General features: G+C 68.6%; 22 protein-coding genes. 9 read left to right on the forward strand and 13 right to left on the reverse strand.

The window, feature by feature from the left end; genetic code table 11:
• Nucleotides 1-7 precede the first annotated feature (7 nt).
• Nucleotides 8-1114, reverse strand: a complete 1107-nt coding sequence (locus tag B7K25_RS08605; RefSeq protein WP_084105451.1) for a branched-chain amino acid aminotransferase — start codon at nucleotides 1112-1114, stop codon at nucleotides 8-10.
• A gap of 169 nt (nucleotides 1115-1283) precedes the next feature.
• Here B7K25_RS08605 and B7K25_RS08610 point away from each other — a divergent pair, with 169 nt between their 5' ends.
• Nucleotides 1284-1667, forward strand: coding sequence for a RidA family protein (locus B7K25_RS08610; RefSeq protein WP_084105878.1), 384 nt, complete (start codon nucleotides 1284-1286; stop codon nucleotides 1665-1667).
• A gap of 30 nt (nucleotides 1668-1697) precedes the next feature.
• Here B7K25_RS08610 and B7K25_RS08615 read toward each other — a convergent pair whose 3' ends face one another.
• Nucleotides 1698-2924, reverse strand: a complete 1227-nt coding sequence (locus B7K25_RS08615; protein ID WP_084105453.1) for a sugar MFS transporter — start codon at nucleotides 2922-2924, stop codon at nucleotides 1698-1700.
• A 114-nt stretch (nucleotides 2925-3038) separates the two neighbouring features.
• On the opposite strand from B7K25_RS08615, the gene B7K25_RS08620 reads away from it, so the two are divergent.
• Together B7K25_RS08620 and B7K25_RS08625 are read left to right on the forward strand one after the other, a co-directional pair.
• Nucleotides 3039-3623: a sugar O-acetyltransferase gene (locus B7K25_RS08620; protein ID WP_084105455.1), complete on the forward strand. Its 585-nt coding sequence runs from the start codon at nucleotides 3039-3041 to the stop codon at nucleotides 3621-3623.
• A 4-nt stretch (nucleotides 3624-3627) separates the two neighbouring features.
• Nucleotides 3628-4200, forward strand: coding sequence for a TetR/AcrR family transcriptional regulator (locus B7K25_RS08625; protein ID WP_084105457.1), 573 nt, complete (start codon nucleotides 3628-3630; stop codon nucleotides 4198-4200).
• Nucleotides 4201-4215: 15 nt separating this feature from the next.
• Here the strand turns inward: B7K25_RS08625 and B7K25_RS08630 are convergent, their stop codons facing one another.
• The 3 genes from B7K25_RS08630 to B7K25_RS08640 form a co-directional block, all read right to left on the reverse strand.
• A complete protein-coding gene (locus B7K25_RS08630; protein WP_084105459.1) occupies nucleotides 4216-4623 on the reverse strand; it encodes a hypothetical protein in 408 nt (135 codons plus the stop codon).
• 121 nt (nucleotides 4624-4744) lie between these two features.
• Complete coding sequence (locus tag B7K25_RS08635; protein WP_084105461.1) at nucleotides 4745-5644, reverse strand: ABC transporter permease; 900 nt, start codon at nucleotides 5642-5644, stop codon at nucleotides 4745-4747.
• Entirely contained in the window at nucleotides 5641-6609 is a 969-nt protein-coding gene (locus tag B7K25_RS08640; protein ID WP_084105463.1) for an ATP-binding cassette domain-containing protein, read from the reverse strand. Before B7K25_RS08640 ends, B7K25_RS08635 begins: the two co-directional genes overlap by 4 nt.
• A gap of 130 nt (nucleotides 6610-6739) precedes the next feature.
• Between B7K25_RS08640 and B7K25_RS08645 the strand changes: the two genes are divergently transcribed.
• Nucleotides 6740-7474, forward strand: a complete 735-nt coding sequence (locus B7K25_RS08645; protein WP_084105465.1) for a TetR/AcrR family transcriptional regulator — start codon at nucleotides 6740-6742, stop codon at nucleotides 7472-7474.
• Here the strand turns inward: B7K25_RS08645 and B7K25_RS08650 are convergent.
• Nucleotides 7452-9212, reverse strand: a complete 1761-nt coding sequence (locus tag B7K25_RS08650) for a BTAD domain-containing putative transcriptional regulator (protein WP_084105467.1) — start codon at nucleotides 9210-9212, stop codon at nucleotides 7452-7454. The two genes, B7K25_RS08645 and B7K25_RS08650, sit on opposite strands and share 23 nt — an antisense overlap.
• Before the next feature lie 33 nt (nucleotides 9213-9245).
• Nucleotides 9246-9518 (reverse strand): hypothetical protein, encoded by a 273-nt coding sequence (locus B7K25_RS08655; RefSeq protein WP_084105469.1) that lies wholly within the window; start codon nucleotides 9516-9518, stop codon nucleotides 9246-9248.
• Nucleotides 9519-9696: 178 nt separating this feature from the next.
• Between B7K25_RS08655 and B7K25_RS08660 the strand changes: the two genes are divergently transcribed.
• Both B7K25_RS08660 and B7K25_RS08665 read left to right on the forward strand, forming a co-directional pair.
• A complete protein-coding gene (locus B7K25_RS08660; protein ID WP_084105471.1) occupies nucleotides 9697-10164 on the forward strand; it encodes an SRPBCC domain-containing protein in 468 nt (155 codons plus the stop codon).
• Nucleotides 10161-10475, forward strand: a complete 315-nt coding sequence (locus tag B7K25_RS08665; protein WP_084105473.1) for a helix-turn-helix transcriptional regulator — start codon at nucleotides 10161-10163, stop codon at nucleotides 10473-10475. Before B7K25_RS08660 ends, B7K25_RS08665 begins: the two co-directional genes overlap by 4 nt.
• 4 nt (nucleotides 10476-10479) lie before the next feature.
• Here B7K25_RS08665 and B7K25_RS08670 read toward each other — a convergent pair whose 3' ends face one another.
• Together B7K25_RS08670 and B7K25_RS08675 are read right to left on the reverse strand one after the other, a co-directional pair.
• Nucleotides 10480-10776 (reverse strand): DUF427 domain-containing protein, encoded by a 297-nt coding sequence (locus B7K25_RS08670; RefSeq protein ID WP_084105475.1) that lies wholly within the window; start codon nucleotides 10774-10776, stop codon nucleotides 10480-10482.
• A gap of 38 nt (nucleotides 10777-10814) precedes the next feature.
• Nucleotides 10815-11462, reverse strand: a complete 648-nt coding sequence (locus B7K25_RS08675; RefSeq protein ID WP_084105477.1) for an NADPH-dependent F420 reductase — start codon at nucleotides 11460-11462, stop codon at nucleotides 10815-10817.
• An 89-nt stretch (nucleotides 11463-11551) separates the two neighbouring features.
• Here B7K25_RS08675 and dcm point away from each other — a divergent pair, with 89 nt between their 5' ends.
• On the forward strand, nucleotides 11552-13033 hold the full coding sequence (dcm, locus tag B7K25_RS08680; protein WP_234988143.1) for a DNA (cytosine-5-)-methyltransferase: 1482 nt from the start codon (nucleotides 11552-11554) through the stop codon (nucleotides 13031-13033).
• On the opposite strand, the gene B7K25_RS08685 is transcribed toward dcm, so the two are convergent.
• The 3 genes from B7K25_RS08685 to B7K25_RS08695 are packed head-to-tail and all read right to left on the reverse strand — an operon-like array spanning nucleotide 13027 to nucleotide 19092.
• Nucleotides 13027-14109, reverse strand: coding sequence for a PD-(D/E)XK motif protein (locus tag B7K25_RS08685; protein ID WP_084105481.1), 1083 nt, complete (start codon nucleotides 14107-14109; stop codon nucleotides 13027-13029). The genes dcm and B7K25_RS08685 overlap by 7 nt on opposite strands.
• A complete protein-coding gene (locus B7K25_RS08690; RefSeq protein WP_159450167.1) occupies nucleotides 14096-16861 on the reverse strand; it encodes a Z1 domain-containing protein in 2766 nt (921 codons plus the stop codon). Before B7K25_RS08690 ends, B7K25_RS08685 begins: the two co-directional genes overlap by 14 nt.
• Nucleotides 16858-19092, reverse strand: coding sequence for a DUF262 domain-containing protein (locus B7K25_RS08695; RefSeq protein WP_234988168.1), 2235 nt, complete (start codon nucleotides 19090-19092; stop codon nucleotides 16858-16860). The genes B7K25_RS08690 and B7K25_RS08695 overlap by 4 nt, the downstream gene beginning before the upstream one ends.
• Nucleotides 19093-19249: 157 nt before the next feature.
• Between B7K25_RS08695 and B7K25_RS08700 the strand changes: the two genes are divergently transcribed.
• On the forward strand, nucleotides 19250-19693 hold the full coding sequence (locus B7K25_RS08700; protein ID WP_255376137.1) for a very short patch repair endonuclease: 444 nt from the start codon (nucleotides 19250-19252) through the stop codon (nucleotides 19691-19693).
• 9 nt (nucleotides 19694-19702) lie between these two features.
• Nucleotides 19703-20266 (forward strand): dihydrofolate reductase family protein, encoded by a 564-nt coding sequence (locus B7K25_RS08705; protein WP_084105489.1) that lies wholly within the window; start codon nucleotides 19703-19705, stop codon nucleotides 20264-20266.
• Nucleotides 20267-20384: 118 nt separating this feature from the next.
• Here B7K25_RS08705 and B7K25_RS08710 read toward each other — a convergent pair whose 3' ends face one another.
• Nucleotides 20385-20642, reverse strand: coding sequence for a hypothetical protein (locus B7K25_RS08710; protein WP_084105490.1), 258 nt, complete (start codon nucleotides 20640-20642; stop codon nucleotides 20385-20387).
• Between the last annotated feature and the right edge of the window lie 286 nt (nucleotides 20643-20928).

The following is a 20928-nucleotide window of genomic DNA, read 5'->3' on the forward strand; positions in this document are numbered from 1 at the left end:
AGGCGGGTCAGACGACCCGCTGCATCCAGCCGTGGGCGTCGGGCGCGCGGCCGTACTGGATGTCGGTGAGCCGGCCGCGGATGTTCTGCGTGAGGGCACCCGCGCCGCCATCGCCCACGACGAGGTCCATCTCAGGAGCGACGAGTCGGCCGATCGGCGTGACCACCGCCGCGGTTCCGCACGCGAAGAGCTCGGTGACCGCGCCGGACTCGATCCCGTCGCGCAGCTCGGCGAGCGGGATGTCGCGCTCGATGACGTCGCGACCGTCGCCGCGCAGCAGCTCGAGCACGGAGTCGCGCGTCACGCCCTCGAGGATGGTGCCGGTCACGCGCGGCGTCCACACCGATCCGTCGCGGCGCACCGCGAACACGTTCATGCCGCCCAGCTCCTCGACGTAGGCGTCGTGGATCGCGTCCAGGAACAGCACCTGGTCGCAGCCGTGATCGGCGGCCTGCTGCTGCGGCAGCATCGACGCGGCGTAGTTGCCCGCGGTCTTGGCCTGGCCGGTCCCGCCGGCTCCGGCGCGGTGGAAGCCCTGCGCCACCCAGATCGACACCGGCTTCACGCCGTGCGGGAAGTACGCGCCCACGGGCGAGGCCATGAGCAGGTACTCGACGGTCTGCGACGGCCGCACGCCCAGGCACGCCTCGGTGCCGATGAGCAGCGGGCGCAGGTACAGCGACGTCTCGTCCTCGGCGGGCACCCAGGCAGCATCGACGCTCAGCAGCGCCTCGATCGACGCGAGGAAGTCCTCCTGGGGCAGCGGCGGCAGCGCCATCCTGGTCGCCGACGCAGCCAGGCGGGCGGCGTTGGCCTCGGGGCGGAACAGGTGGATGCCGCCGTCGGCCCAGCGGTAGGCCTTCAGGCCCTCGAACACCTGCTGGCCGTAGTGGAGGACCGTCGCGCCGGGGTGCAGCACGAGGTCCGCGAACGGCTCGATGCGCCGGTCGCCCCAGCCGTCCTCGGCGGTCCAGGTCGCCTTCGCCAGGTGGTCCGACCACACCGTGCCGAACGGCTGGGAGTCCATGCGTCGAGCGCGCTCGGCGTCGGACGCCGGCGCGGGGTTGCGCGTCACGGCGTAGGACAGCGGGGCTCCGGGCGAGGACTGCTCCATCCCGCCACTGTACCTGCGCGGACAGCAGCGCCGATGCGCGAGCTGGGTCGGTCTGGAGACCTCACCGCCGGGTTCGCGCGGCGCTCTCGCGGCGCTCAAGAGGCGCGCCGAGCGCGCCGGGCTTACGGTCGAGGGAGGGCGGCAGTGATCAGCGATGGAGGTGGTCGCCATGGCAGTGACGTATCTCAACCCCGAGTCGATGCACGGGTCGCCAGCGTTCGCGGCGGGTGCCCTCGCGAGCGGCACCCGTACGCTCTACGTCGGAGGCCAGAACGGCACCGACGCGCACGGCGCCATCACGGGCGACGTGGTGGAGCAGACGGAGCAGGCGCTGCGCAACGTGCTGACCGTGCTTGCCGAAGGCGGCGCGTATCAGGAGGACGTGGTGCGCCTAGCGGTCTACCTCAAGGACGGCGCCGACGTTCAGGAGGGGTTCGCGGCCTCGCAGGAGGTGTGGGGCAACCACGCCGTGCCCATCACGGTGCTCATGGTCGCCGGTCTCGCGCGGCCAGAGGCACTGGTCGAGATCGAGGCGATCGCGGTCCTGCCCTAGCCGGCCCGGCGGTCGGCCCGCGCGGCTCGCTCAGGCCTGCGGCGCGGAGCGCGCGAGCTGGCGACGATCGACCAGGCCGTTGAGGCGCTCTGCCATCACGAGCCCCAGCACAGCGAGCACCGCGAGGAAGAACGGCAGCGTCCACATGCCGAGCCAGGTGGCGAGCACGCCGAAGACGGGCGGCGCGACGGTCGAGCCCGTGTAGGCCGCGGCCATCTGGATGCCGATGATCGCCTGCGAGTTGCGGCGCCCGAAGTTCACCGGGGTCGAGTGGATGATCGCCGGGTAGATGGGCGCGCAGCCCAGACCGGCGATCACCAGTCCGGCGAGCGCGACCACGTCCGTCCCGAGCGGCAGCGCGAGCATCACCGCGCCGATGCCGACCGTCACGAAGCCGCCGCGAATGAGCGCGCGGTCGCCGACCTTGTCCGCGAAGAACCCGGCGAGGAACCGGCCGCCGGTGATGCCCAACAGGAACAGCGACGCGAACGCCGCGGCTGTCGCCGCCGCGACGCCTCGGTCGTCGACGAGGTAGGTCGAGGCCCACAGGATCGACGTCGACTCGAGCGCGCAGTAGGCGAAGAAGGCGATGAGGATGAGGATCACGCCGGGGATCCGGAGCGCCTGTGCGAGCGGGACGTGCGTGGCGCCCTTGCCCGCCTCGGGGGCCTCGACGTCTTCTCCGTCGTGGTCGTCGGGCACCACCGCGTTCACGCGAGCCCACAGTGGGATGCTCGCGAACAGGGCGACCACGAGGACCACCTGGATGATCCCGACGATGCCATAGGCGGCGGACCATCCGAGGTTCGACGTCAGCGCGTAGCTCATGATGAACGGGCTGATCGAGGCACCGACTCCCCAGAAGCTGTGCAGCCAGTTCATGTGCTTCGCTGCGTAGTGCAGGGCGACGTAGTTGTTGAGCGCGGCGTCCACGGCCCCGGCTCCCAGACCGTACGGGATCGCCCACAGGCACAGCAGCCAGAACGAGTCCGCGAACGCGAACCCGCCCAGCGCCGCTGCCGTCATGGCCACGCTCACGGCGGTCACGAGCCCCGCTCCGAACCGACGGGTGAGGCGCTCCGACGCGAGGCTCGACACGATGGTGCCGCCCGCGATGATCATCGTCACGATGCCGGCGAACGCCACCGGGACGCCCAGGTCCTCGTGCATCGCCGGCCAGCCGGCGCCGATCAACGAGTCGGGCAGGCCAAGGCTCACGAAAGCGACGTAGATGATCGCGAGGAGGAGGGCGTACATGACGGTGCCGTCAGCCTTTCACCAGGGGATGGGTCGGGGCGCGCGCGGCGCCGTATGCGTACGATCGTACACAGTATGTGGACGTTCGTACACAGATGCGACTAGCCTTGACCCATGAGCGACAGTACGCCCCTTGACGACTCGCGCACTGCGCGCGAACGCATGCTCGCCGGCGACTGGTACGTCGCGGACGACCCGGAGCTGGGCGAGATGCATCGCCGTGGCGTCCAGCTCGCCGAGGCCTACCACCGGGCGGAGGTCGCAGGCGAGCCCGGGGCGCGAGGCCTCCTCGAGAGCCTCCTGGGCGAGCTCGGCGACGGCGCCTACGTCCAGCCCCCGCTGGTGGTCGACTACGGCGACAACATCCGCATCGGCGCCCGGACCTTCGTCAACTACCACCTCACGGCGCTCGACGTGGCGGCCATCACCATCGGCGAGGACTGCCAGATCGGCCCCAACGTCCAGCTCCTCACGCCCACGCACCCGATCGACCCCGAGCCTCGGCGCGCGAAGGTCGAGGCCGCGCGGCCCATCGTGATCGAGGACAACGTGTGGCTCGGCGGAGGCGTGATCGTGTGCCCCGGCGTGACCATCGGCAAGGATTCCGTCGTCGGCGCCGGCTCCGTCGTCACCAAGGACATCCCGCCGCGCGTGGTCGCCGCCGGCAATCCCGCCCGCGTCCTGCGCGAGATCCCCTAACGCGATGGCCGACCAGCAGCATCGAGGAGGCACTCGCCTGGGTCGTCGCAACGACCCCGACCGGCGCGACCGCATCATCGACGCGTGCCTCGACGTCATCTCGCGCCACGGAGTGTCCGGAACGACGCACCGCAAGGTCGCGGCGCAGGCAGACGTCCCGCTGGGCGCGATGACCTACTACTTCGACGGCATGGATGAGCTCCTGCGCGAGGCGTTCACGCGCTTCGCCACGGGGGTGAGCGACGTGTTCGCCCGGCGCATGGAGGCGGCGTCCGACGCCCAGGAGGCGCGCCAGGCCGTCGTCACGCTCATCCTCGAGGACGTGTTCGGCGACGACCGTGCGCTGGTGCTGTCGCACGAGCTCTACACGCTCGCCGCCCGTGAGCCCGCCTACCGGGCCCTCACCACCGCATGGATGGCCCGCAGCCGCGACGCGCTGGAGCGCCACTTCGACCCCGAGACTGCGCGGATGCTCGACGCGCTGATCGAGGGCCTCAGCATCCATCGGGCGCTCGACGACCAGGCTCGCGACCCGCGCGAGGTCGAGATCGCCGTGGAGCGGATCACGCGCGCGTGACGCCTGGCGACGGGGTCAGCCGCACCAGTCGCAGATGCCCGACAGCGGCAGACCGGTGAAGCACGTGGGGCACGGCTTCACGGCGGGCTCGACCAGCTTCGACTTCGCGGGCTTGACGCGCGCCGGCGCCGGCGCCGCCGCGGCCGCTACGGCCGGCGTGGCGATCTCGATGAACTCACTGGCTCCCTCACGGGGGTGCAGCGCGACGAAGGTCGGCGTGATGTAGCCCACCGGCGTGGTCTCCCCCGGCAGCTCGAGCGTGATGTGCTCTCGCGAGCTCGGGATCGAGACGTGCTCGTAGTCGACCTTCACGACGGCGGCGCGGACCTTGTCGACCGCTCCGAGCGGCAGTCCGAGGTCCGCGAGCGCGGCGTCGAGGGTGCGGAAGTAGGTGCGGTCGTCGAGGTCTGCGGCAAAGGTCACCGGAAGATTCTTCCCTGTCCGAGCGCGCCCCCAGACCACCCCGTGCTCACGGTGAGAGAAGACTCACGTCGACGTGTCGTCGGGAACTCGCCGTTGCCTCTGCGCTACCGCGGGTCAGCGCTTATCGGGGATCCCTGTACTTCCACATCGTCAGCGACCCGAAGACGGCCACAAGTCCGGCCGACCACAGCAGCGTCGTGACGAGCTCGGAGCCCAGCTCCGTGCCGTTCATCAGCGCGCGCACCGCCGTCACCAGGTCGGACACCGGATTGACGTTGACCCACGCCTGCAGCCATCCCGGCATCGTCGAGGGGTCCACGAAGATGTTGGAGCCGAACAGCAGCGGCATGAGCACGAAGGACGCGACGCCCATGATCGCGCCGGGCGTACGCAGGATCAGCGACAGGAACGTCCAGATCCAGCCCAGCGAGAACGCGAAGACCAGCAGCAGCAGCGTGCCGAGCACCACGCCGATGAACCCGCCCTCGGGCCGCCACCCGATGAGCAGGCACACCAGCGACGTCATGATCGCGGCGACCACGAAGCGCACGGCGTCGCCCAGCAGCATGCCGACCAGGGGCGACGGGCGCCAGATGGGCAGCGACCGGAAGCGATCGAAGACGCCCTTGTCGATGTCGGTGCGCAGCGTCGTGCCGGTGTACATGGTGATGAAGAGGACCGACTGCACGAGCACGCCGGGCGCGATGTACGCGATGTACTCGTTCACGGAGCCCGCGATCGCGCCGCCGAAGAGGTACGTGAACAGCAGCGTCATGATGATCGGGAACAGCGTGACGTCGAACAGCTGCTCCGGCACGTGCTTGATCTTGAGCAGCGCACGCCAGCCGAAGGTCATCGAGGTGCTCACGGCGCTCGGCGGCTTGGGCTTGGTGGCACTGGCGAGGGCCGAGGCGATCGCCTGGGCCTGCGGCGCGCTCGCCGCGCCGGAGGATGCCCCGGTCGGCGACGCCGCCGAGGGCGGAGTCTGGGTGGTCACGTCGGTGGTGGCGTCGTCGGTCATGCCGCGGCCTCCTCGTTGTCGGCGGCCTCCGCCGCGTGCCCGGTGAGGGCAAGGAACACCTCGTCGAGGCTGGGCTGGCCCAGCGAGAACTGCGCGAGCTCGAGGCCCGACTCCTCGAGAGCGGTGAGCGCCCGCGTCACGCGTGCGCGGTCGTCGATCGCCGCGGTGAGCGCCTGCGGGTCGTTCGTGGTGGTCACGTCGACGCCGAGCTCGCGGGTCAGCAGGTCGCGGGCGGCGTCGCGGTCGTCGCGGCGCATCACGCGCACCTGCAGCGAGGCGGCGCCCACGGACGCCTTGAGCTCGCTCGAGGTCCCCTCGGCGATGATCTTGCCGGTGTCGATCACGGAGATCCGGTCAGCGAGCTGATCGGCCTCGTCGAGGTACTGCGTCGTGAGCATGACGGTGGTGCCGAAGCTGACCATCGCCCGGATGATGTCCCAGACCTCGTTGCGGGCGCGGGGGTCGAGGCCCGTGGTCGGCTCGTCGAGGAACAGGAGCTCGGGCGTGACCACGATGGACGCCGCGATGTCGATGCGTCGGCGCATGCCGCCGGAGTACTTCTTCACCTGGCGGTCACCCGCCTCGGCCAGCCCGAAGGCCTCCAGGAGCTCGTCGGCGCGCTTGCTCGCGCCCGGTCCGGTGTAGCCGTAGAGCTTGCCGAGCAGTCGCAGGTTCTCCTTGCCGGTGAGGTCCTCGTCGACCGACGCGAACTGGCCGGTCAGGCTCACGCGCGAGCGGACCTCGTCGGCGTGCTTCGCGATGTCGTACCCGAGCACGGTGGCGGAGCCGGCGTCCGGGCGGATCAGGGTCGCGAGCATGCGGATCGCCGTCGTCTTGCCCGCGCCGTTGGGGCCAAGGAAGCCGTGCACTCCCCCGCGCGTGATGCTCAGGTCGATCCCGTCGACCGCGCGCGTGTCGCCGTAGACCTTCGTCAGCCCATGCGTCTCGATGGCCAGCTCAGCCATGAATCCTCCCCAGATCCTGCGATGCACGTGATGGCACCCACGGTGGCGCCGATGCTCGGTTCCGCGATATGTTCACAGTGTTCACATCGACTTCGACAACTGTAGGCGCGGACCGCAGGAGGCGCAAGAGATGCCGCAGACCACCCGCAGCTATCACCACGGCGACCTGCGCGTCGCGCTCGTGGACGCAGGGCTCGAGCTCGCCCGTGTGGGCGGCGTCGACGCGGTGGGCGTGCGAGAGGTCACGCGCCAGGCGGGAGTCTCCCCCGCCTCCGTGTACCGGCACTTCGACGACCACCGCGCCCTGGTGGTCGCCGTCGCCCTCGCGGCGCAGGACCGCCTCGCTGAGGCCATGGTCGAGCGCATCGGCACCCTTGTCGACGAGGCGTCCGCTCTGGTGGACGACGCAGCCTCGCTGGTCGACGAGATCGGCTCTCTCCTCGAGGAGGAGGGCACGTCGCCCGACGGAGCCACCAGTAGCGCCGATGCGCTCACCAGCGAGCTCGCGGTGGCACGTCTGCGCGGGGTCGGGTTGGGCTACATCGACTTCGCGCTCGCGGAGCCGGGGTGGTTCGAGCTCGCCCTGCTCACCTTTGACCCCCGTCCCGGCGGCGGGCCGGCCGTGATGGTCGACAGCGAGGTTCCGGCACCCTTCCTGCTGCTCCTGGACGCGCTCGACGGGTGCGTGGCCGCCGGCGTGCTGACGCCGCAGCAGCGCGAGCACGCCGAGTGGCCGTGCTGGTCCGCCGTGCACGGCTTCGCGGACATCGCGACGCGCGGCCCGCTGGTCGGTCAGGATCCCGCGGCCCTCGCAGCGCTGGGCCGCCGGGTCGTGGAGGCGATCATCGCGGGGCTGCGCGCGTAGAGCCGGTTCCCGTCGCGGCCGCCTCCCCCGCCGCCCGCGCGAGCACCACGGCGGCCCGCTCGAGCATCGTCGTGAAGCCGCAGCGTGCGGCGAGCACGCGGAGGTCGTCGGCGCGCTCCGCGGCGACGGTCAGGTCGCCCCAGCCGAGCGCGAGCTCGGCGTGCGCCAGCGCGACGTCGGCGCGCACCCAGTCGTAGGCATCGGTCTCGCGCGAGCACGCGACGGCTGCGGTGACGATCCACTCCCGGGCACCGTCGCTCTCGCCCGTCGCCTCGTGCGCGAGCGCCATCGCCTTCGCGGACATGCCCTGCCAGCACGCGTCGTTGAGCTCGCATGCGAGGGCGAAGGTGGACTCGAGCCGTTCGATCACCTCGCTCGGGTCCGCCCCCAGCGCGAGGTCGACGTGCGCTCCCCACGCCTCGACCCACGGGCGGAATGCGGACCACCGCTCGCGAGCGATGATCGCGAGCGAGCGGTCCACCCAGCTGCGCGCCTCGGCCATGTCGCCCAGCCAGTACAAGGTCCGCGCTCCCACGCCGAGCGCCCACGCCTCGCGGCGCGCCTCCCCCGCCCGCTGAGAGTCGGCGATGGCGGCCAGGTAGCGCTCGCGCGCCTCGTGAAGCAGACCGCGGTCGTGCAGGTCGGTCGCCTCGATCGAGGCGACGTGGGCCAGCAGCACGGGGTCCTCGCCGGCGAGTTCGCGGGACCACTCGAGATGGATGGACGCGGTCACCCGGCGGCCCGACAGGACGTCGACGTACGCGAGCTCGGACAGCGCCTGAGACGCGACGGAGTCGAGCCCTGCGTCGGACGCCGCGGCGATGGCGCTGCCGAGCACCACGGAGCCCTCGTCGTCGTGGTTGTGGTCGGCGTGCACGAGCGCGGTGCCCAGATCGAGCAGGCACTCCGCCATGAGCGCCTGATCGCCGGCCTGCTCGGCCGCGGCCGCGGCGGCGCGCAGACGCGAGGCGCCTTCGGCGGCGACTCCGGCGGACACGGCGTCGAGCCCGGACGCGCGCAGCGCCTTCGCGGTGGCGAGCGGCGACACGCCCGCCCGGCCGGGCGCCGGTCGCGGCGCCGCAGCGTCGCGGATGGCGGAGCTCGGGGTCATGCCGAGCTCGCGTCGCAGCATCGCGATGCTCGACTCGGCCTGGCGCGCTGCGGCATCCGCCCGGCCCGCCGCCGCGAGCGCGGACACGAGCAGCACGTGTGGCCCCTCGACCAGCGGGTCCCGCGCGACCATCACGCGGGCCAGGTCGATCGCTGCGTCGGGCTCACCGCGGGCGAGGGAGCGCAGCGTCGCCTCACGGATGCCGGACAGGATCTCCGCGTCGACGCGCTCGCGCTCGACCAGCAGCCAGGTCTCGAAGGTGGCGCTGTCGCGGACCTCGACGCGCTCGAGGAATCGCCCGTCCGGCGGCGGCCCTGAGAAGCGCCCGAGCGCCGCGACGGTGACGTCGACCTCGATGCCGGGCCCGAGGTCGCCGGTCAACGGGTCGCCCTGGAATGCCTCGGGCGCGCCCAGCCTGCGCCGGAGCTCCGCGAGCGTCCACCGCAGCGCGGCCATGGGGTCGTCGGCCTGGGAGAAGAGCTCGTCGACGAGCGTCTGCCGCGAGACCGGATCAGGCGAGCGGACGAGCCGCGCGAGGAGCGCCCACGCCTTGTGCCCGCGCGGGCCCGCGACGGGCACCCCCTCACGCTCCAGGCGTGGGCGGCCAAGCAGTCGAACGGTCAGCATCGGCGCACCTCCCCTGGGCGAGCGCGACCGGACTCAGTGGAACAAGGCTACGCCTCGTGCCGCGGACGCGGCCTGGGTGGCGTGGAGCTGCTCCAGAGCCTCGGCACGCAGTTGCTCGTTCCGGATGACGGCGAACGCGCGCTCGCGGGCGATCTCCTCACCCTCCCAGTCGGTGAGCGCCTCGGCGGCTCCGGGCTGAGCGGGGCGAACCCGGGCGGCGAGCGCTTCGAGCTCGTCGCGGACCGCAGCGGTGCCGCGGGAGATGATGACGTCTGCCAGGTGGTCGAAGGTGAGCTTGAGTTCCATGATCGTGTCCCTTTCTGTGGTGACACGGCCAGACTCGGCCCCCTGCGTGTGACGGCCCGTGTGAGAGGGCGTGTGATGTTTCGTGTGACGCCGACAGGCTGAACTGCAACTTTCGTGTTGCACCACTGGCCGTGAAGTGCAACACTGCGATTGCAGATCCACCGTTCAGGAGGCAGTGATGAGCACCACGCACAATCCACCCGCGGTCATCGACGAGGAGGCCTTCAGCGTCTCGCGCACGATCGAGATCGCCGCGCCCGTCGAGAAGGTCTGGGCAGCGGTCACCGAACCCCAACACATCGAGCGCTGGCACACGTCAGCTGCGACCCTCAGCGCACTCGAGCCCGGCGGGACCGGCACGTGGACGTTCGAGGGCTACGGCACCGCGCCCATCCTCATCGAGGCGGTCGACCCGATGCGCTCGGTCACCTACCGCTGGGGCAGCGATGGGGAGACGGAGATCTCTCCCTCCACGTCGACGGTCTTCACGTTCACGCTGGAGCCGACGGACTCCGGCACGCGGCTGACCGTCGTCGAGACAGGATTCGAGGTGCTGGCCAACCCGTCGCAGGGCCTCAAGAACAACCAGGAGGGCTGGACCGGTCAGCTCGACAAGCTCGTCGCCTACCTCGAGGGCGGCGCATGAGCGCCGCCCTCGTGCCCACGTTCGCCGCCCTGGGAGACCCCACCCGGTGGGAGATCCTGGTGACGCTGGGCGAGGAGCCAGCGAGCGCATCGGCGCTCTCCGAGAGGTTGCCGGTGTCGCGGCAGGCGATCGCCCGGCACCTCGCGGTGCTCCACGAGGTGGGGCTCGTCGAGCCGGTGCGCGTGGGCCGCGAGGTCCGGTATCGGGCGCTGGGGTCGCGGCTGTCCCAGACGGCCGATGCGCTGGCCGCCGTGGGCGCCGCGTGGGAGCGCCGCCTGGCGACGATCAGGGAGATCGCCGAGGGGCTCTGAGGGACTAGTCGGAGAGCTCGACCGCTCGATCGAACGCGACGTACTGAGACACGTCCCTGCCCACCCGCTCCTTGGCCTGGTCGGACATCTCGGGGTAGGACCACGCGACGTCCTGCTGCGAGCCGTCGTTGGTCTGGTAGTACTGCGCATCGCCGCGCCACGAGCAGTGGTACTGGGTGTCGCTGCGCTCGATCTCCTGCGCGTGCACCGCCTCCGGCGGGAAGTACCAGGCGCCGTCAATGAACACCATGTCGTCCTTGCTCGCCTCGGCGAGCACCTTGCCGTTGAGAATCGCCTTCATGGGGGTATCTCCTTCTCGGTGTCTCAGTGCGGAGTGGATCAGGCCTGCTGCACGCGCTCGACGTCGGCGGTGAGCTCCTTGAGCTCGTCAAGCGTGGTCCGCTTGACGTAGGACGGGGTGTCACGCTCGACCTTCCACGACTCGGACAGGTCGCCCAGGTCGAGGGCGTCGTAGCCGAGGGTGTCGAGGAACTCGGCCACGCGGACCTTGGCGGCGTGGTCGTTGCCGGCGATCGGCAGGGCGCGTCGGTCGTCGTCGCCGGACGGCTGCCCGTCGCGCGGGATGTCCTTGGCGGGGATGTTGTTGAACGCCTTCACGACGTGACTGTGCGGCAGGTGCTCCTGCAGCAGCTCGGACGTCGTCGACGCATTGGTGTCGAGCGCGGGGATGCGCCCGTCGCGCTGCGGGTAGTAATTGTTGGCGTCCATGACGACCTTGTCCTCGAACGGCGCGACGGGCAGGTCACCGATCGCCTTCAGCGGGATGGCCACGAGCACCAGCTCGCCGGCATGCACCGCCTCGTCCACGGTGCCGGCGGACGCTGCGTCGCCGAGCTCCTTGACGAGGTCCGAGAGGCTCTCGGGTCCACGCGAGTTGGCGATCACCACCTCGTATTCGTGGGCGATGGCCGCGCGGGCCACGTTCGAGCCGATGTTGCCGGAGCCGATGATGCCGATGGTGGTCATGTTCGGCGGAACGTAGGGGTCCGGGTGGGTATTCCGGGTCGCGCAAAGCCAAACGCACCGATGTCACACGGACCTGGTGAGATCTCACCATGCACACCCACCTCGCGCTCAAGAACAACTCCACAGCACGCGCGCGCGATCGAACCAAGAAGGCGCCGCGATCAACTAAGCTGTGCGATATGCCTTCGAGCGCTCCAGGTCCATTCGGCTACATCGACTTGTTCGCAGGCATCGGCGGATTCCACGCGATGCTCGATCATGCAGGCGGCGAGTGCCGATTCGTCTCTGAGATCGATCGCGAAGCGCGCGACACCTACGTTCGCAACTGGGTCGACACGCTCCCCGTCGAGGAACGCCCTCAGATCAACGAGGACATCACGACTGCGACGCCGGAGTTCGGCGACGTGGATGTCCCCAGTCACGACGTGCTCGCTGCGGGCTTCCCGTGCCAGCCGTTCTCGAAGTCTGGCCTTCAACGAGGGATGGATGAAGCGCGCGGGACGCTCTTCTGGAACATCGCACGGATCCTGGAGGCGCGCCGACCCGCAGTCGTGCTGCTCGAGAACGTGCGCAACATCGCGGGTCCACGCCACCGCAATGAGTGGGACGTCATCATCCGCACGCTTCGCGAGCTGGGATACAGGGTCTCCGACAAGCCAACGGTCTTCTCGCCGCACCTGCTGCCGCCATCGAGAGGCGGAACGCCGCAGATCCGCGATCGGGTGTTCATCCTCGGGACCTACATCGGCGCGGAGCGTGTCGAAGCCGAGCTCGCACGGGGCGAAGACCCGGGCCCCGTCGTGCGGCGCTCAGCAGTCGATGACTGGACACCCGACATGTGGAGAGCAGAGTGGATTCTCGACGACGACGAGAAGATCCCCAACCTCGAGCAGTATTCGCTGTCTCCGACGGAGGTGTCCTGGGTCGATGCCTGGGACGATCTCGTGCGCAGGTTCCGCGCCAACGTCGGTACCAAGCTGCCCGGCTTCCCACTGTGGGCCGACGAGTGGCGCCGGGAGTCGGAGATGGACGAACGAGCGCTCGATGGCCTTCCAGCGTGGAAGCTAGAGCTGGTCGTGAAGAACGTGAAGTTCTTCGAGCATCATCACGCGCTGATCGATGGGTGGCTGCGCGACCACCCGGAGTTCGCGAGCTTCCCGGCATCGCGCCGCAAGCTTGAGTGGCAAGCGCGGGAGCTGGAGTCGCTCTGGGACACCGTGATGCACTTCCGCCCCTCCGGGATCCGCGCCAAGGCTCCGACCTACCTGCCCGCACTCGTTGCCATCACACAGACCTCGATCCACGGACCGCGCCGGCGGAGACTCACACCGCACGAGGCGGCTCGACTCCAAGGCCTACCCAAGAGCTTCAGCTTTGGCGATCAGAGAGACGCGGCGTCCTACAAGCAGGTCGGCAATGGTGTCGCGGTGGGCGCCGCGTGGCACGTCTTCCGTGAGCACGTGCTTCGCGACCGCTCGGACCTTCCGTCGTCACTGGTCAACGCTGTGCTCGCCGCTCCCCAGACTCCTCCTGTCGCCGTGGACTCTCCCACGGCGCTCCTCCATCAGTGACCCGCATACCGAGCGCGGACCAAGAGACGATCGACACTCGGAGCGAGCCCCACCGAGGGGTTCACATCTCCATCGATCCGTGACGGGAGCAGGACTCGGAACGCAAGCGAGTCCTTGACGAGGTGCTCGTGCGCAGCGAAGTCCTCCGTCCCAGGCAGCTTGATCGCAGGGTCGCTCATGTCGTACAGCCGAACGAACGTGATCGAGAACGGCCTCTCGAAGTGCGGCGAGGAACGAAGTCCATTGTCAGCGGCCGAGGCGGAGCCGTAGGACTCCACTGCTTCGGCGAACTCAGCGCGAGAAGGTTCTGCGAGGATCGCCGAGATCTGGTCCACGAGGCCTGCGACCGATTCCCCATACGTGAGACCGACATCCAACCACTGAACGCCAGCGCTGAACAGGAAGAGATCCGTCTCGGGCTCGCCGTCGACAGATTGTCCGAGCTCGATCTGAGCCAGCCCGTGGATGTGGTGCTCCGACGCGGATCCCGTCGTCGTCTTGACCTCCACTCCGACTGGGCCCAGCTGGAAGTCTCGAGTCGTGCGCCCAGCCCCCTTCCAGGACTGGAGGATGTCGGGCCTCTGACTCGGTTGGGCACTGCCGAGCAAAGCCCTGAGCAGCAACAGCTCCCCCGCTAGGCCCAGCGTGAACGAGTCTCCCTGGCGGGCGCGCCGGAACGCGAGGGCGATGATCGACTCGGTCCGGCTGAATGCGGCCGCGTGATCGTCAACGACGCCGTTGCGCAAGAGCTCTGCGCAGATGAATGCGGCCACCTGGTCGAAGTACGGGGCGCCGGGGAGCCGCAGTCGCGTGGCGGACACCGTCATGCCAGACGCGTCGGACCAGTTCCCGTGATCCATGGCAGCGCGCACCTCGGCCTTGGACGCGACGACTTCCGGCCCGGTGATGAACAGCTCCACCCGGCCCGTCTCGTCCCGCGCGGCTCCGAGCACTCGCCCCTCCCCAAGCCAGTCGACGGCGCGGGCCTCGCCATGGCCTCCGGCCCGGAGAGAGCCGATGCGCTCTCGAAGCCACTCGTACTCCCCTCCGAGGTTGTACCCCTCAAGCGTCGTCATGCCGTACCCCTCGGGTCGCCTGGACAAAGTCTGGACCGCCCCGAGGTATCGCGTATGCGACCGCGACCGTCGGCGATTGCCCCTCACGATGGACGAGGTGGAAGAGGATCATGCCGTCCTCGCCGGGAGGTCGAGTGCGGTCGTCTGTGGCCTTGGGTTCTAGTCCGCGTGCCTCATAGTCGAAGAAGTCATCCCCCCGCGTGGGGCCGTTCTGCGAACCCCAGATACCGTCGATCCTGTGCATGTCTCGGATCGTCCGTTGCATCGGGCGAACGCGGAACGGAGAACTGGCCAGGGGACCGTCAGAGACTGGCGGCCCCGACCCGAAGCGGACGCCGACCGAGAAGCTCGGTCGGCGGATCGACCGGGCGGTGGCGTCGAGCAGCCTCCAGGGTCGCGGCCTCACATCGGTCGTGTAGAGGCCCGGAACGCTTCGGTTGAGGCAGGCGGCCCAAAAGCGCAGATACGCCGCGACAGAGTACGGAGAGCTGTGGAGGTCGACGAAGCCATCGGACACCTCAGGCGCACGATAGAGCGGCGTCGCAGCGTCGCCCTCAGTCAAGTTCGCCGCGGTCTCGGCTGAGCGCCAGCGGCTGACAAGGAAGCCGTCGGGATCCGATCCGTGATTCGCGTAGACGAGCTCATCTAGGAGCCCGGCAGACTCCTCGAGAGACAGCTGCCGATCGAGGAGCACACCTCTCGGATCGTCCCGGTCGCCCACGATGACGTGTGGCTCGGTGAGCAGCCGGCCTAGAAGCTCCCGGTTCGCTACGTCGTCCGCAGGACCGTTCATGTGGCCGAAGAAAGGCCGGTGCCCGGGGGCCAAGCTGATGCCCGATACGTTCGAGAACTTGCCGGTTGCGACGAAGTTCCGGCCCTGCAGGATTGCGGGGCTGGGGAGCTCAGCACCGTCCATGGCGGCCAAGATGTCGCCTCGCAGCAGCTCATCGTTCTCGTGGTAGTGCGTGAAGAGCTCGATCTGCTCCTCCCGCATGAACACTCGACAAAGGTCGATGTAGGAACCGCGGTAGCCGAACCACCGTTGCATCTGCATCTGCGTGTCAGCCAGCGGGTTGGACGCGGCGCGCGTGAACACGGTCGTGACCAAGCCTTCAAGGGTCAGACCGCGCGACATGACGTTGCCGGACACGAAGATCGTGGACAAGTTCGCGGGTGCGACCCAGCCCGCGCTCCGGGCGACAGGTGCGAACTCGGGTCGCTCGTCGGCGTTGAGATCACTGTTGATCACTGCGACAGAAGTGCCCGGAACGATCTCGCCGAGGATCACCGACCGTAGGTCGTCCCACTCATCGACACTTGGGACTGGGCGCGGGGGCCCTCCCATCTGTGATGGGACCATGACTGCGGACCTCTGGTAGCTCTCGAGCCAGTGAAGCCACCGATCAGACTGGCTATCCATGTCCTGCGCAACCCCATCGGCACGTAGCCACCGGTCGCTCAGGCTCTCGAAAGGCGCGTGCGGCTGCCCCTGGGCATGTCCAGCCGCCCAGTCATAGATCTGGCCCGCGACTTCGAAGTGATCGCCGAGCGCCGCCGATGGATTCACCAACATCGACGTGATCGGCGGCAGCTGCTCCAGCGCCTCGGCCTTGGTTCTGAACTCGGCCCCGCGCGCGGCAGCAGGGGCAAGGCGTCCCGGCTTGCGCAAGCGCCTGATCGCAGCGGCCACCAGGTGAGCGCGCACGGAGTCGATCAGGTCGTCGTCACGCGCGCCGTTGGGGACGCAAAGCGGGACGTTGGAAAGGGCCCGGTAGTAGACGTCCCCTCCGGTGTACCAACCGGCGAGACCTTCCGGGACGCGGTAGCTGCTGCTCCGAGGTTCGATCGAGCCCGTCTCTCCTGGCGATCGCAGCCCGACGATGAAGTCTCTCGGCGCCAGTGGGTTCCCAGCGTCCTGGAGGAAGTTGGCCTGTGGTGTGGCTGTATACGCCATGTAGGTCGCGTGGAAGTGCTGGTTGAAGGTGCCAGGAGAGCCGTGACGCGGCTCCCACAGATCAAGGATCCGGCGTGGCACCTGCTTGACGTCGAGCGTCGCCTCATCGGCACCCGGCACCTGCACGACGTTGTCGATCGACGAGTCGTCAGCCTCATCATCGATCACCAGAAGGTGAAACGGCCGGCCAAGCGCAAGGACCTCCGGCGCGATCGTCGTGCGCATGAGCCGGCCCACTTGCTCGAGGTGCGCAGGATTCTTCATCGCCACGACGACGAGGGGCCTCTTCGCCTTCAACATCGATCGCGCGCCGGGTCGCGTCAACGAGTAGAGCCCCGCAGGGCTCGGAAGGTCTTGGTCGCTTCCGAGCACTCCCGGGTTGGGCAGCAGAGTCCGACGCTTGAGTCTGTGCGGGAGCGCATCGACCTGCGCGATGAATCGCTCGAGGGTCTGGAGCCAGAGTGATCGACGGGTGCCAGCCAAGATCACGACGGCATCAACTTGCTGGTCGAGCGAGAGAGCCGTCACCGCCATCATCGAGGCAGTCTTGCCGGATTGGACGGCACCCATGACGACACCAGTTCGTTGGCGCGAGCCAGCCCAGTCGTCAGAGCCTGCAGCGCCCGCGCCAAGGACGCATCTCTCCACGATGAATCGAGCATCAGCCTCGATGACGACGCGGCTCGTCTCACCGATGCCAGACTCTGCCAAGCGCTCCGAGTACGCCGCCCACCACGTCGAGTGCGGCAGCGGCTTGATGATCTCCGTCGGCGCACCCGATGCGCGCGGATCGGTCACGATGGCTCGTCGGCCTCCGCCATGCGCACGAGACGCGCGATGCCGGAGGATCCGAACCGCGCCTTGATCGCTCGATCCGCGTGCTCGGGTTCGACATCGAGTATTCGGAGGAACGACGCGACGACCCGTCCAGTGTGCTTCCACTGCTCCTTCGATTGCGTCTTCTTCGGACGCATCCACGCAGCGGAACCGCTGGTTTGCGCGATCTCGTCCAACTTGGCCTCTACAACATCGCTGAGCGACTCCTCGTAGATCGCACGTGCTGCAGCGAGCGCGATCAACGAGCCAACCAACTGCAGCTCCTGCCACTTGGCTTGCTGCTTGAACGAGAGAGACCATGTCTCCTCGGGAATCTCGGCGTGGGCGTCTACGGCGTGATCGAGGAGCAGCATGGCGTCGAGGACTGTCTGCTCCTCACGCAACGCGTGCGACCTGTTCTCGGCGACCCCCTTCAACATGCCACTGATGTGCGCGGCAGTCGACCGCGTGATCTCTGGCGCCTCGTCCTCGACCACGAGCCCCGCGAGGACCCACGACAGCAACTTGGTGCGCTTGTACCCAGCCTTTCCGAAGCCATACCCATCGAGGACCTCTGGCGTCGAGCTCAGGTCGTCCCAATGGGCCGCCAAGAACGGTGCTACTTGGTGGACGCTCGCACTGTCGCCAGCCGTCACCAGCAGCCCGCGCATCAGCGCGAGGTGGTGATAGAGCGCGTTCCTGATCTCCTCGGCATTGAGGTGCTTGCCCTGCTTGTTGTAGAGGCTGAAGACCTCGTGGACCTGCGCTGGCGTGACGGACTCGTAGACGATCACGGGCAACTTGTACTTCGACTGCTGCTCGAAGAGAGAGTCGACCTTCTTCCTCTCTCCCACGACCGTGATGGTGCTCTTGCGAATCTGCGAGTAGTACTTCCCTCTGAGCGCTTCCAGATCACCACTCAAGGACGGGACGTCGCCCTTGCGAAGAGCGAACGGGAAGTAGTGCAGTCGCTCCACCTGAGCGGTGAGACTATCCGGCTCGTACTTCTTCCAGAGTCTGCGGAATTCAGGATAGTCCTCGCGGAACGTGTGCTCGAGGTAGCGCTCGCCCCACTCCTCGGCCTTCGCGCGCACGGTCGCGAGCGCGACCGGGTGGTTGCCGGTGAAGCGGAGCACCGACGTGAGACGTTGCTTTCCATCGACGACCTCGTAAGTGGTTCCTTCGTCGTCCGCGTTCTGCAGGAGGATCACGGAGGGCAATGGGATGCCGCGAAGGACGGACTCGATGAGTTGCTGTGCGTCGGCCGTCGGCCAGACATCTGCACGCTGGTAGGAAGGACTGAGCTCGAGATCGTCATCCTTCGCGAGCTGGACGAACTCGGCGATCGGCCAAGTATCGGCCATCGCCTTGATCGGTCCCCCGCTTTCGCTCCCGTCCTCATCCTCGATGTCCTGCCAGGCGTCTTGCCACACTTGCGTGGCTGAGCCGAGCGTGGCGGCACCCTCGGATTCCGCTTCGAGAGACTCCTCGAACTTCGCGCGCAACGCCGTGGCCTTCTCGAGTCGTTCGAGCAGTCGCGCCGAGACCGTCTCGACGTCTGTGGTCGACGGCCCGAGGCCTAGAGCCACGACGAGACTTCGATCGAACGCATCGGGAGCACTTGTGTCGAGGTCCTCTGCGAAGTTGAGCCAGCCTTGCACTCCGCCGAGGTCGTCGCGCCAAGTGCCGTCGTCGAATCGGACCTCGCTTGCATCAAGCGACGCCGCAGCGAACTCGACGCCCTGCGGAGCCTCTCCCGACTGGCTCAGTGCCGCGAGCAGCTCGGCGATGCTCTTCTGAACATCAGGGGCGATCATCTCCATGCGGAGGTCCTTCCTTCTCTCACTATCGTGACGCGGTGCAGGCTCGAGACCCATCAGATCGACGATCAGCTCACGCTCACCCGAAGGGTTCCGAGAGACGAGGACATCGACCACACCGTCGACGAGACGGTTCATGCCGACGAGGGTGATCGTGTCTCCTGCACTGAAGCACGTCGAATCCCAGGGGACACGTACCGCCTCCGCCAGCGACCGGGCGCACTCGACCTTTCCCTTGGTCGCAGTCAAGTCCATCGCGATCGCACTGGCGAGCGACTCGAGCGCCGAGCGCTTCTCCTTGCTGCCCGGGCCCAGCGGTTCAGGCGTGACGCCGCCTAGCCGATACATGCGCGCGACTGCCTCAGGCTTGCTCGCCGCGCTGGCGTACTGCACCAACAGGTGCCCCCTCTCGCCACGAAGGTCGTTCTCCGCAGTCGTCTGATCCGTCGTTCCGAGGCTACCGGCAGCCGTGCACACCAGCCGCCCAACGCGACCGGGTGTGCTTCACCCCACACGATCCCGACGGACGTTTCGCGGATATGGTCACGGAGTGCGGCAACCACGTTCCTGGGCAAGCTCCCCCGCGGCGCGCGCCGTCATGCGCGGCAACCGGAAGCGTGACACGTCACCCGAGCTCGCCGTCCGGAGGATGGTCCACGCAGCAGGCCTGCGCTACCGTGTCGCGGCTGCGCCAATACCCGGACTGAGGAGGACCGCGGACCTGCTGTTTCGTCCGGCCAGGGTAGCGGTGCCCATCGACGGCTGCTTCTGGCACTCGTGTCCCGAGCATGCATCGAGTCCGAGGGCGAACAGCGAGTATTGGATCCCAAAGCTCGCACGAAACGTCGCGCGAGACGCAGAGACCAACCACCTTCTCGAACGGGCCGGCTGGACGGTTCTGCGCTTCTGGGAGCACGAGGACCCGCGCGACGTCGCAGACACCATCATCCGCACCGTTCGCGCTCGCCGCGCGCATCCGCGCCGAACGCCGTAGCGTCGCCTCATGGGCCGCATCGTCGTGGAGCAACATGTCACCGCTGACGGGTTCGCCGCCGGGCCGGGCGGCGAGCTCGACTGGGTCGACGGGTCGATAACGGACTCGGAGCCGATGGTCAGCCGCATGCTCGCCGAGTTCGAGGAGGCGAGCGCGATCCTGCTCGGCCGGGTGACGTACGAGCTGTTCATCGGCTACTGGCCGACGGCCTCTGCGGACCCGCTGGCGGCGCCCATCAACTCGTTCCCCCGCCACGTGGTGAGCACCACGCTGTCGATGGCGCCGTGGGGCGCACACGAACCGGCGACCCTCGAACCCGGAGACGCGTGCGAGACCGCGGACAGGCTCGCCGCGATGTACGACGGCGACGTCATCGTGTGGGGCAGCCTGACGCTAGCCTCGGCGCTCCTGGACGGCGGTTGCGTGGATCAGGTCCGGCTGCGGGTCGCGCCCGTGATGATTGGCGCCGGACTGCCGCTGTGGTCGGGCCGGTTCGAGCCTCGCGCCGCCCAGCTCGTCGAGAACCTCCGGCTCGAGACCGGCCAGGTGCTGCTCACGTACGACCTGCGCTGACCACGCTCGCCACGCCAAGGCGCGCTGCAGCGACTGACCCAGCACGCGCATCGGCCGCCCGCACCCGGCCGGAGGGGGAACCGGGGATGCGAACGGCCGATGTCTTCGTCAGGGACGTCTAGGTCTCGAGCGCCGTCAGGCGCTCGCGGTACTCGTCGATCTCGATCTCGCCGCGTGCGAGACGCTCGTCAAGGATGGTTCGTGCCGGTGCGACGGGCTCGGCGGCCGGGACACGGTGAGCGTCGCGGCGGTCGAGGATCTGGCGGGCGATGAGGTAGGCAAAGGCCGCGAGCGCGATGATTGCGGCGAGCCAGAACACTCCGGTCCAGATCGATGCTGACGTGTCGGCGCCGGGGCCGCGGGCGATGACGTCCATGCTTCTCCCATTCACGGCCACCCGGTGCGGGCCGCCTCGATGTCTCCACCCTCGTCGGCCGTGCTAAGAGAACCCTGGGACCGGCCCCCGAGTTCACCGTGAGCCCCGGCGAGGCCCCGAAGACCCCGCGAACGTGCGCCGGCCCGCGACATGGCAGGTGTCGCGGGCCGGAGACAGGGGCGACCTGTGGCACCGGTTGATGGGATTGGAGAGGACATCAGCCACCGGCCGCCCGTGATGCGGTGCGAGGGAACCCCTCGTGGTGCATCGGCTCTTCAGTTGTCCG

The sequence above is a fragment of the Demequina sp. NBRC 110056 genome, assembly GCF_002090155.1.
Taxonomy (GTDB): Bacteria; Actinomycetota; Actinomycetes; order Actinomycetales; family Demequinaceae; genus Demequina.